Annotated in this window: 14 protein-coding genes; all 14 read left to right on the top strand. The window is 35.2% G+C overall.

From position 1 onward, the window contains the following. Window positions 1-114: 114 nt before the first annotated feature. The 14 genes from flgB (at window position 115) to V7024_RS20605 (ending at window position 11732) form a co-directional block, all read left to right on the top strand. The gene (gene flgB / locus V7024_RS20670; RefSeq protein ID WP_335523384.1) at window positions 115-522 is read left to right on the top strand and encodes a flagellar basal body rod protein FlgB; all 408 of its coding nucleotides are present in this window, start codon (window positions 115-117) and stop codon (window positions 520-522) included. 17 nt (window positions 523-539) lie between these two features. Beyond that, complete coding sequence (gene flgC / locus V7024_RS20665; protein ID WP_306201643.1) at window positions 540-953, top strand: flagellar basal body rod protein FlgC; 414 nt, start codon at window positions 540-542, stop codon at window positions 951-953. 28 nt (window positions 954-981) lie between these two features. After that, window positions 982-1278: a flagellar hook-basal body complex protein FliE gene (gene fliE, locus V7024_RS20660; RefSeq protein WP_335523381.1), complete on the top strand. Its 297-nt coding sequence runs from the start codon at window positions 982-984 to the stop codon at window positions 1276-1278. A gap of 23 nt (window positions 1279-1301) precedes the next feature. After that, the gene (gene fliF, locus V7024_RS20655; protein ID WP_335523379.1) at window positions 1302-2849 is read left to right on the top strand and encodes a flagellar basal-body MS-ring/collar protein FliF; all 1548 of its coding nucleotides are present in this window, start codon (window positions 1302-1304) and stop codon (window positions 2847-2849) included. A 12-nt stretch (window positions 2850-2861) separates the two neighbouring features. Further along, window positions 2862-3866: a flagellar motor switch protein FliG gene (locus tag V7024_RS20650; protein ID WP_335523377.1), complete on the top strand. Its 1005-nt coding sequence runs from the start codon at window positions 2862-2864 to the stop codon at window positions 3864-3866. After that, a complete protein-coding gene (locus V7024_RS20645) occupies window positions 3853-4563 on the top strand; it encodes a FliH/SctL family protein (RefSeq protein WP_335523376.1) in 711 nt (236 codons plus the stop codon). Before V7024_RS20650 ends, V7024_RS20645 begins: the two co-directional genes overlap by 14 nt. Then, entirely contained in the window at window positions 4560-5864 is a 1305-nt protein-coding gene (locus tag V7024_RS20640; RefSeq protein WP_335523374.1) for a flagellar protein export ATPase FliI, read from the top strand. Before V7024_RS20645 ends, V7024_RS20640 begins: the two co-directional genes overlap by 4 nt. A gap of 165 nt (window positions 5865-6029) precedes the next feature. Further along, complete coding sequence (locus V7024_RS20635; protein WP_438824490.1) at window positions 6030-6404, top strand: cytoplasmic protein; 375 nt, start codon at window positions 6030-6032, stop codon at window positions 6402-6404. Continuing rightward, complete coding sequence (locus tag V7024_RS20630) at window positions 6397-7521, top strand: flagellar hook-length control protein FliK (RefSeq protein WP_335523369.1); 1125 nt, start codon at window positions 6397-6399, stop codon at window positions 7519-7521. Before V7024_RS20635 ends, V7024_RS20630 begins: the two co-directional genes overlap by 8 nt. A 3-nt stretch (window positions 7522-7524) precedes the next feature. Beyond that, window positions 7525-8013 (top strand): flagellar hook capping FlgD N-terminal domain-containing protein, encoded by a 489-nt coding sequence (locus V7024_RS20625; RefSeq protein ID WP_335523366.1) that lies wholly within the window; start codon window positions 7525-7527, stop codon window positions 8011-8013. A 44-nt stretch (window positions 8014-8057) separates the two neighbouring features. Beyond that, window positions 8058-9341: a flagellar hook protein FlgE gene (gene flgE / locus V7024_RS20620; protein WP_335523362.1), complete on the top strand. Its 1284-nt coding sequence runs from the start codon at window positions 8058-8060 to the stop codon at window positions 9339-9341. 179 nt (window positions 9342-9520) lie between these two features. Then, window positions 9521-9856: a DUF3964 family protein gene (locus tag V7024_RS20615; protein ID WP_335523360.1), complete on the top strand. Its 336-nt coding sequence runs from the start codon at window positions 9521-9523 to the stop codon at window positions 9854-9856. A gap of 236 nt (window positions 9857-10092) precedes the next feature. Then, on the top strand, window positions 10093-10578 hold the full coding sequence (locus V7024_RS20610) for a LysR family transcriptional regulator (RefSeq protein WP_335523357.1): 486 nt from the start codon (window positions 10093-10095) through the stop codon (window positions 10576-10578). Between the two features lie 245 nt (window positions 10579-10823). Next, a complete protein-coding gene (locus V7024_RS20605; RefSeq protein WP_335523355.1) occupies window positions 10824-11732 on the top strand; it encodes a chemotaxis protein in 909 nt (302 codons plus the stop codon). Window positions 11733-11843 lie beyond the last annotated feature (111 nt).

Here is an 11843-nt window from a genome sequence, read left to right as displayed (position 1 = left end):
GTAAAAATGACATAAAATATTGAGAGATACATAATAATATATTATTTTAATAAATGTATGTGTTCGTTGATAATATCGGAATATGAAAATGAAACGATAGAAGAGGGTGAGAATATGACGAATTTTATTAATGATGTAAGTCATTATATGAATTATTTAGTGACTAAGAGAGATGCTGTTTCTAATAATGTTTCTAACGCCAATACGCCAGGCTTTAAAGCGCAAGATGTTGACTTTGCTGAACAACTTGTAGGGAGTAATGAACTGTATAAAAAAAATGAATTAGATTTACAAAAAAATAGGCAAATGTATCAAACGAATGTAATGCATTTACCATTAACGAACGAAACAAATACATATGCAAAGATTCGAACAAATAATTTGGCTGTTAAAGAAGATGGCAATAGTGTTGATGTGACAAAAGAAATGATTGATCTTGTAAAAACGAATCAGTTATACGGTGTATCTATTAATGCAATTAATACGCAGTATACAATAGATCAAGCAGCTAGAGGACGTTAAGAAAAGAGGGGAAATATATGTTTCAAGCAATTAATGCCAGCGGTTCCGGTTTAACAGCAGCAAAGAAATGGATGGAAGTCACTTCTGATAACATTGTGAATGCCAATACAACGGTAGGAGCTGATGGAGGACCGTACCATCGCCGCAGCGTAGTGTTAGCGCAAAATAATAGTTTTGCAAGCATGTTACAGCAACAGCCTAACACAGGTGTAAAAGTAGAATCTATTGAAACCGATCCAAATGAGAATTTGATTTACGATCCATCGCACCCACAAGCAAATGCAGAAGGGTACGTACGTTATCCGAATATTGATATGACTGCGGAAATGACAAACGTAATGGTCGCCCAAAAGATGTATGAAGCAAATACAAGTGTATTTAATGCGAATAAAAAAATGCTTGATAAAGATTTAGAAATCGGGCGAGGTTAAGAATCTCAAAAAGAGAGGGAGATAACGTATGAAAATTCAATCGATTGTTAATACACAGCCGTTTAGCGGAATTCAGCAGCTCACAGCGCCGAAAACGTCTTCTGTGCCTGTAGAAGGAAAAGCGTTTATCGATTTACTTGAAGGCATGAATCAAACACAAAATAATGCCCAAACAGCAGTATATGATTTGCTTACAAAAGGTGTAGGAGAAACACATGAAGTAATGATTCAACAAAAAAAAGCAGAAGCACAAATGAAAACTGCAGCTGTTATTAGAGATAATCTTATCGAAAATTATAAACAGCTTATGAGTATGCAAATTTAGAAATATGGACGGATGTGTGTGAAATGGAAAAAATAAAAGGTGTGTTCCAGTCGTTAAAGGCGTGGCATAAGATGGTGATTGGAGCTGCTATTTTAGCTATTATTACAGCTGGATTGCTATATTACACGATGCCTGATAAATATGTGACTGTTTATCAAAGCTTAAGTGATAAAGATAAACAAGATATAACTGTTGAATTATCGAAGTTAGGGGTTGACTATAAGCTGAATCAAGACGGTTCTATTGCCGTATTAAAGAAAGATGCCCCTATGATTCGAAAAGAAATGACAGGAATGGGGTTACCGTTTAATTCGAAAAGCGGTGAAGACATTTTATTGGAAAGCTCACTTGGTTCTAGTGAACAAGATAAAAAGATGAAACAGCTTGTCGGAACGAAGAAGCAATTAGAGCAAGATATTGTACGAAACTTTGCAACAATTGAAAGTGCAAATGTACAAATTACTTTACCAGAAAAGGAAACGATTTTTGAGGAAGAGAAAGCAAAAGGTACAGCAGCTGTGACAGTTGGTGTGAAAAGAGGCCAAACGTTAACAGAAGATCAAATTATGGGTATTCAACATATGATTAGTGCTGCTGTAACAGGGGTAAAATCAGAAGAAGTAAGCGTTATTGATAATAAAAAAGGAATCCTTTCAAAAGGCACAAGTGAATCACAGAATAAAGGTTCATCTTCTTATGACAAAGAAATAAAACTGCAGAATGAAATAGAAGATAAATTAAAGCAAGACATTGAATCAACATTAACTGGCATGTTTAAGTTAAATGATTTTAAAGTGAATACGAAAGTATCTGTGAACTACGATGAAGTAACAAGACAGTCTGAGAAGTATGGTGACAAAGGTGTACTTCGTAGTAAACAAGATCAACAAGAGAAATCGACAGCACAAGAAGGGGCACCGCAGCAAAGCGCAGGGATTACTGCAAATGGTGAAGTTCCTAACTATGGCATTGATAAGAACAAAAATGGAAAAGTTGTCTATGATCAAAATAGCGGAAATAAAATCGAAAACTATGAAATTGATAAAACAGTTGAAACAGTTAAGAAACATCCAGAATTAACGAAAACGAATATCGTTGTTTGGGTAGATAATAAAACATTAGCAAAAAGAAATATTGATATTAATGCCTTTAAGCAAGCGATTGGAACGGCCGCTGGATTACAAGCAGATCCAAATGGAAACTTTACGAATGGTCAAGTGAATATTGTGACTGTTCAATTTGATGAGCCGAAGAAAGCAGAATCGAAAGCAGCAGAAGAAGAAAGTGGCTTTAATTGGTGGATTCTTGGAGGTTCTCTAGTAGGCTTATTACTAATAGGCGGTGCGTTATGGTACTTCTTGGCGAAACGAAAAGAAGAAGAAGAAGAAGAAGAGTTTGAACCAGAAGTAATCGAAGAAATAGCGGCTACCGAAGACGTTATGGAATATCAAGAGAAAATAGAAGTGCCAGAATCGACAGAACCTTCATTAGATGAACAAGTACATCAAGTAACAAGAGAGCATACAGAAGGTACTGCAAAAGTAATCAAAAAATGGTTAAACGGACAGTGAGGGACATAAGTGATGATAGAAGGAATCTCTTCAAAAGAAAAAGCTGCCATACTTGTTCGTATGTTAGATGAAGATGTGGCGACACAAATTATTGAATATATGAACGAGGAGGAAAAAGAGGTATTACTACGCGAAATTGCTAAGTTTCGTGCATATAAAGCCGAAACGTTAGAAAACGTATTAGGAGAATTTTTATATGAATTAAATGTAAAAGAATTGAATTTAGTAACACCAGATAAAGAATATATTCGCCGTATTTTCAAAAATATGCCGGAAGAAGAGTTGGAAAAGTTATTAGAAGACTTATGGTACAATAAAGATAATCCGTTTGAGTTTCTTAACTCACTGACGGATTTAGAACCATTACTAACAGTATTAAACGATGAATCACCACAGACAATTGCCATTATTGCGTCGTACATAAAACCACAGCTTGCTTCAAGATTAATTGAAAGATTGCCAGATTATAAAAGAGTGGAAACAGTTATGGGGATTGCAAAGCTTGAACAAGTTGATAGCGATCTTATTGCACAAATTGGTGATTTATTAAAATCGAAATTAAACATGATGGCGTTTAGTGCAATTAACAAAACAGATGGTCTGAAAACAATTGTAAACATTTTAAATAACGTTTCTCGCGGTGTAGAGAAAACGGTATTTGAAAAACTTGATGAAGTTGACTATGAATTATCTGAGAAAATTAAAGAAAATATGTTTGTCTTTGAAGACTTATTACGTCTTGAAGATTTAGCAATGCGCCGTGTATTAGAAGAGATTTCTGATAACGGAATCATTGCAAAAGCATTAAAAATTGCGAAAGAAGAAATTAAAGAGAAGTTATTTACATGTATGTCTAATAACCGTAAAAATATGATCTTGGAAGAACTAGATGGTCTTGGTCCGCTTAAGATGACAGATGCTGAAAAAGCACAACAAACGATTACAAGTACTGTGAAAAAACTAGAAAAAGAAGGTCGTATTGTTATTCAAAGAGGTGAAGAAGATGTCCTTATTTAAAAACAGAATTCCGAAGAATTCTGTTTCTTTTTCTCATCAAACATATGAATTACAATTTCCACAACCGGAAATAGAAGAAATAGAAGAAATAGTAGACTGCGAAGAAGCATCCGAAATAAGTGAAATAAAAAGAGAATTATTTATTCAAAAGGAAGAGCTGCAGTCACAAACGCTTCATTTGCAACAAATAGAGAAAGAGTTAGTGGAAGAGAGAGCAAAGTTGCAGCAAGAAAGAGCGCAGCTTGAAGTGTTACGAGAAGAGCACCAAAAACAAATCGCGGCAGATCGCCGTGCTTTGCTTGATGAACAGAAAGAGATTGCAACAGAATGGTCAGAATTACTTTGGGACCAATCGCTACACTTAGCTCAAAATATTGTAAATCAAGCTATTGATGTTCGGCAGCTGGATTTGTTACCGATTTTAACCGGTATTGTTCAAACGTTACCAACATCGTTTGAAAAGCTTTCCATTACCGTTCATCCAGAAACGTTTGAGCAAATTGAACGAGAAAAAAGCGTAACAAAAGAGTATTGGCTCCTGGAACTTGTTGAATGGAAATATGATTTTTCTTTACAGTTTGGTGAATTTATTTTAGAAGAAGAAAAAGAGTTTTTTGAATTTAAGTTCAGTCCAATTTTTGAAACGCTTCGTGAACAGTGGAAAGAAAAGCAATTACTTGAGGGGCAACCAGTATGAAAGAATGGCTTATAAAAGAACATGAAAAATGGAATGCGCACATGGAAGCACCGTTTTATATTAAAAGAGGGAAAGTACATAGTGTGCAAGAGCAATTCTTTGTTTCAAAAGGGCCAAAAGCAAAAATTGGTGATGTTTGCCTTGTTGGAGAGCATAATGTCTTATGTGAAGTAATTGCGATTGAAAAAGAAAATAATACGCTTCTTCCATTCGAGCAAACTGAAAAGGTCTGTTATGGAGACGCTGTTACGCTTATTAGCGAAGATGTTACGGTGCCGCGTGGTGAGCATTTGCTTGGGAAAGTGTTAAATGCAAATGGCGAAATCTTAAACGAACGAGAAACAACTATACCACTGCAAAAAATAAGACTTGATGCACCGCCGATTCATGCGTTTGACCGTGAAGAAATTACAGAAGTATTTGAGACAGGTATTAAATCAATTGATGGCATGTTAACGATTGGTGTTGGTCAAAAGATTGGTATTTTTGCCGGATCGGGTGTCGGGAAATCAACATTGCTTGGAATGATTGCCAAAAATGCAAGTGCAGATATTAATGTGATTAGTTTAGTCGGCGAGCGAGGACGTGAAGTAAAGGATTTTATTCGAAAAGAGCTAGGCGAAGAAGGAATGAAAAAAAGCGTTGTTGTTGTAGCAACGTCTGACGAAAGTCACCTTATGCAGCTTCGCGCTGCAAAATTAGCAACTTCAATCGCAGAATATTTTCGCGATCAAGGTAAGAACGTTCTGCTCATGATGGATTCTGTTACTCGCTTTGCTGATGCTCGAAGAAGCGTGGATATTGCAGTGAAAGAGCTGCCGATTGGCGGGAAAACATTGTTAATGGAAAGTTATATGAAGAAATTACTTGAGCGTTCTGGGAAAACGAAAATAGGTTCGATCACAGGCATTTATACGGTGCTTGTTGATGGTGACGATTTAAATGGTCCAGTACCGGATTTAGCACGTGGTATTTTAGATGGACATATTGTATTGAAGCGTGATTTAGCAACATTAAATCATTATCCAGCTATTTCTGTATTAGATTCTGTAAGTCGAATTATGGAAGAGGTTGTAGCACCGGAGCATTGGAAGATTGCGAATGAAATACGGAAGACGCTATCAATTTATCAAGAAAATGAATTGTACTTTAAACTCGGTACAATTCAAGAAAATGAAGAAAATGCATATATTTTTGCATGTAAAAATAAAATAGATGATATTCATACATTTTTAAAGCAAGGTCGAACGGAAAGCTATCGTTTTGCCGATGTAATTCATCAAATGGATGGTGTTATGTAAGACCTCAATTTTGAGGTCTTTTTATTTAATAAATATATTAAGATTCTAGAATATTTAGCAGATTTTTTTCTAAAAAACCTATATAATAAGAATAAGTAAAGGTATAATAGAAAGGGGTTTAAAAAGCAGGTGAAAACAAAACAGTATGAAACGATAAAACTACAAATGAATCAAGAAAAAGAGCATGTTTTAAAAGAAGTGTATGAATTAACAACGGAAAAACGAAAGATAGAAGCAAAAAAAGCACATGATTTGAACGTTTTTCAATCACGTAGTAAAGTGATGCAAGTCAATGAAAGTATTCATATTGGCATGTTGTCCTCTCATACGTTTTCACCTGAAAGAATAGAGGAATGGAATAGGAAAATAGAAAAAATTGAAGAGTTTATTCTGAAAAATAAACTCCTTCTAGAGCAAATTCAAGAAAAAGAACGCGTTATTGATGGAATGTTCCAGCAAGATTGCCAGAAAGCTGCAAAGGAACAAGGAAAACGCGAAGAAAAAATGTTGCTCGACTTAAGAATGTGTATGAATGGGTGATGTGAAAGAAATGATTGAATCTATCTTACCAGTGCAATTGAATTTGCCGCAGCGAAAAGAAAAACCATTGGAAGTGCAAACGAAACAAGAACAGACTTCATTTTCAGAGAAAATGAATGAGAAGTCGGTGGAGAAGCCAAAACGATCAACTGTAGAAAAAAGCGAACTGCCAAAAGAAATAAAGAAAAAGAGTTATGAAATTGAAAAGAGTAAGTTTGTAAAAAAGGAATCGTTCGTTTCAAAAGAAGAGAATGAAGAAAAAAAGCCGATAGAAGAGTTACTGCTAGCCATTTCAGAACAGATGCTAGGAATTGAGCAACTACGTGCACAACCAGAATCTTTATATCAATACATACAAAAAATACAAACAATATATGAAACGTATGGAAATATAAAATTAAATGAGCTTCCAGCAACAGAGCTTCAATCGCTTATGGGATTTTTGAAAGAGAATAATATTCAAAATGCAATATGTTTGGAAGATACGATAGGAATGGCGTTAGAAAAATTAACAACGCCAGAAAATATGACTGAATTTGCAAAAATCATACAAAGTGAAACGTGTGATTTAATGAAAAAAGAGCAAGAACCAATTGCAACAATAAGCAAGCGTGAGGTGGAAAAAACTTCAGAACTTGGAGATACAGATGTTCAACTTCCAACAGGCGAAAACAATGCGAAACCATTTCTTGTAGGAAATGATTTAGTTGTAAAACAAGATATGCCAGCGCAAAAAGTATCGCTTCCTGATTTAGGAAAGAAAATGGAAGCTCATGTTGAAGAGTTGCAAAAGTTTGTCGTGAAACAAGAACGCGTTCTTTTTCAATTAAATCCTGAAAAACTTGGCACATTAACTGTGTATATGAAAAAGCAAGGTGATCAAATTCAAGTTCATATTGAAATGGATAAACACGATGCGAAGAAGAAAGTTGAAATCATTTTTGAGGAATTAAAAAATAAATTAAAAGAAAAAGATATTCAAATTGAACTAAGCTATACAGATAAAGACCAAAAACGTGAGCAGCAGGAAAAAGGACAACAATATAAGCAAAAACAAGTAGTTGTCAAGAAAGAACAGAAGGCAGAGCAAGACTTTGCTGGATTATTGGAGGAATAAAAAGTGCCGACGGTTGGACTCAATACAACAAGTACAAACCATATCCCAGTAGGGCAAACACAGCAAGTACAAAATAAAAATGCTGTAGCTACTCAACAAAAGACACCTGGGATTATGGGAAAAGATGATTTTTTAAAACTCTTTTTAGCGAGTTTTCAACATCAAGATCCAATGAATGCTATGGATACGAATCAAATGATGAATCAAATGTCACAGCTGTCACTTATGGAGCAAGTGCAAAATATGACGAAAGCTGTTGATTCCTTGAAAGACACGATGTATACAACAGCACTAGATGGTGGGATGAAGTTTCTCGGTAAATACGTAAAAGGTGTAAATGGCGAAGGGAAGGAAGTAGTAGGGAAAGTTGATACGATTCGCCTTGGAGCAAACAATGATGTACAGCTTGTAATAGGTGATCAAATTGTATCACTTCGTTTCGTTGTAGATGCGTCTGATAAAGAAATAATGCCATCAGCAACAACAAAATAAGCAATATAAACATTAAACAAAATTTTAAGGAGTGTACAAAGAATATGATTAAAGCATTATATACAAGTATTACAGGTATGAACGCAATGCAAAATGCATTAAGTATCACATCAAATAACATCGCTAACAGCCAAACAGTTGGATACAAAAAACAAAAAGCAGTGTTTGATGATTTGTTATATAACAATACAATGGGTGCACGAGGCGATGAAAATTATGCTGGCACGAATCCAAAAAGTATTGGTAATGGTGTGAAATTAAGCGGAACAACAACAGACTATTCAACGGGTCCTATTACGCTGACAAATGGAAAAACACAAGCAGCAATTGACGGAAATGGATTTTTTGTTGTAGGTGATTCAAAAGGTGGAAATGTACAATACACACGTAAAGGTACATTTAGTGTATCTGATGATCATTATATTGTAAATTCTGAAGGACAATACGTACTTGCGTATCCGACGAAACCTGGAAAACAGGAAATTAACTTTTCTAATGCACCACAGCCAATTAAAATTCCAATGGGCAGTGCAATTCCTGGAATACGTACTGATCATGCAAGCATGTCGGGAAACATTCCAAGAACTGTTGGGGAATTTGGAGAAGAATTTGGAGTGTTTGATGAAGAAGGAAATAAATTTACGATGCGCGTAGATCTGAAACAAGTGACAGACGCACAAGGAAAGCCAGTAGCTGGAGAATATAAGTATAAAGTATCAGTTCGAAACGATGAGAAAAATGAGCAAACTTTCACTGAACTAGTTAGTAATAAAGATCTGAAGTTTAATAATCTTGGTGAACTAATTCAAACGGATGCAGCGATAGTTCGTGATCCAGCTACGAATAAAATTACGCAAGGCGGAAAAGTTACCATTCCATTTGGCGCTGGAGTAGAAGTAGACTTTAGTGGTGCAACAAATTATCCAACTGACAAAACACTGAAGGCAACAGAGATTACAGGTCGTCCTGCGACAACAGTGAAAGATTTCGAAATTTCTGATGGTGGTTATGTTATGGTAAGATATGGAGATGGAAGTAGTAGAGTTGGAGGACAACTTGCAATAGCGGCATTCCCGAATGAAGAGGGACTTATGAAAATAGGAAATGGTAACTATGTATCGACACCATCTGCTGGTAACCCTGCTTTAGGTGTTTCTGGACAAAATGGAACTGGTGCAGTTCGTGGAAAATCACAAGAAGGATCAAACGTTGATCTAGCTGTAGAATTTGTTGATTTAATGGTGTACCAAAAAGGATTCACTGGAAATACAAAAGTAATTAAAGTAGCAGACGATGTGTTAAATGAGGTTGTAAACTTAATTCGCTAAGAAAGCTGAGCCTCTATCAGTGGGACTTTCATCCTAACTGATAGAGGTTGAACCAATTGGACAGTTATCCTCCACCTATGTTTTTTCTTTGCAAGGTGGAGGTCTTACTGCCTGTTAATGCCGAATAAAAGATATAGATTCTATATTTTCTCATCATGAATAGTGAGGTTTCTACAAATATGACAAGAGAAGAACGAATTTTGCAGCTGCCGTTCTTTCAAGATAAACGAGAGCTAGCACAGCAAATTGTAAATATTGAACAGCAAGAAGGTAAATATTTACCAAATCAATTTATTATTAAACAGGTGCCTCCTTACACATTTGGAGAGAAACAAGCAGTAATCGGTCGTGTTCATGAATTTTATTTTATTGGGATTTATAGCGGTGACAAATGGAAGTATCAAGCGTTTGCGGATGTTATTCAATGTCGTTCATTTTTTATTGGTTTGCCAGGTATTATAGATCAGCAGTTAGCATTTTGGTTTAATAATCTGGAATTACTTGCAGTTTCGTAAAATGTGAGGCTGTTATATATATGAGTTAAAAAAGACATAAAAACCTATTTCTTTTTAGTTAGGCGAGAGCAACTGGCCATGCATAGAAACGGTCAGGGCCTTTTCCTGCCACGTGCAACGATTTAAAACAAAGAGAGAAAGCGAGTGCAGGTCATGGTGTATGTTGCATAGAAGTGGCTTATATGTCGGAAAATTAAAATGAATATATAGCCAAACGGTAAAGGGAGGAAATGAATATGGCGCAAAATAAATACCGTGTAACGTTCATTTCGCCGAGTGAAATTGAGCAGCGGACGATTATGGTAGCAAATAGTTTACCTGATTTAATTCGTAAAGTAGAGAGTGTAATAGCGGATCCAAATGGTTATTTTGTCAATGACAAAAAAAATAACTGTTATTTCCAAGTTGTAAAACAAAATGTCACGTTTATTCAATATGAACTCCTATTTTCTGATAAGGCTATTCATATTGAAAAAGTGAAACATGTTGCACCCGTTATTATGAAGAAATTATTTCAAACGATGCGAAATCCAGAAATATATGGGCTTGCATTACTTGATGTTGATGAAGAAACGAAAAGTTTTCTTTTAGCAGGAATGGATGATTCCTTACGCGTACAAGTTGAGAAAGAAATTATGCAAAAGTGGGAAGCTTCGCCGGCAGAAATATCAGGGGCACAAGAAGTATTACTTGATACGCTCGTTTCACTTACAAATGAGTAAAGTATATATAAAATATATATAAATACAAGCTAAAAAACGACTTAAAAAACATTTCTTTTTAGGTGGGTGAGAGCAACTGGCCATGCATAGAAGCGGTCAGTGCCTTTTTCTGCCACGTGCAACGGTTTAAAACACAGAGAGAAAGCGAGTGCTAGTCATGGTTTATTCTGCATGGCAGCGACTTGTATGTTGGGAAATTAAAACGTATTTATATATAGAAAAATAGAGAGGAGCATTACCCGTCTATGTCACAAGCGCAAAGTATTTTACTAGAAAGTGGAACAAACGAATTAGAAATCGTAACATATACAATTGGGGAAAATTTATTTAGTATAAATGTTATGAAAGTACGTGAAATTATCAATCCGTTTCCAGTAACACCAGTTCCAGAAGCAAATGCAGCAGTTGAAGGTGTTGTACAAGTACGCGGTGAAATTTTACCTGTTATTAACTTAGCAAAAGCATTGAACTTAAAATCTAGTAAACCACTAGATCAAACAAAGTTTATCATTGCAGAATTGAATCAAATGAAAGTGATTTTCCGTGTAGATGAAGTGTATCGCATCCAGCGTATTTCATGGGAACAGATTGATGAACCAACTTCTTTATCGATGGGACTAGAAGAAACAACATCGGGAATTGTTAAGCTTGATGAGAAAATTATTTTATTATTAGATTATGAAAAAATCGTATGTGAAATAAGCAATGTTGGTTATGAAACAAAAAAACTAACTGGACTAGTAGAAAAAACAGATCGTGCTGAAAAAAGTATTTATATTGCAGAAGATTCTGCGATGCTTCGCCAAATACTAGAAGAAACATTAACAACAGCTGGATATACAAAAATTAACTTCTTCAGTAACGGTGCAGAAGCATTAGCACAAATCGAAAAATTGGCAGAAGAACAAGGAGAGAATATGTTCCAACATATTCATCTGCTTATTACAGATATTGAAATGCCGAAGATGGATGGACACCATTTAACGAAAGTAATTAAAGATCACAAGGTAATGAACCGATTACCAGTTGTTATTTTCTCTTCTTTAATTACAAATGAATTGTATCATAAAGGCGAATCTGTTGGAGCCAATGCACAAGTAAGTAAGCCGGATATTCAAGAACTAATTGGGCTGGTAGATAAACTTGTTTTATAAATAAATATGTAAGGTTTTGTTATAGACTATTGAGAAATTTATTTTAAGTAATGAAACAATACACGCATCCTAATGAAAAAAAGAAGGTAATGATCTATTATATAGAGAATC

Source organism: Bacillus sp. JJ864, from assembly GCF_036963045.1.
GTDB lineage: Bacteria > Bacillota > Bacilli > Bacillales > Bacillaceae_G > Bacillus_A > Bacillus_A pseudomycoides_C.
This window is presented reverse-complemented; position numbering and strand designations above follow the sequence as displayed.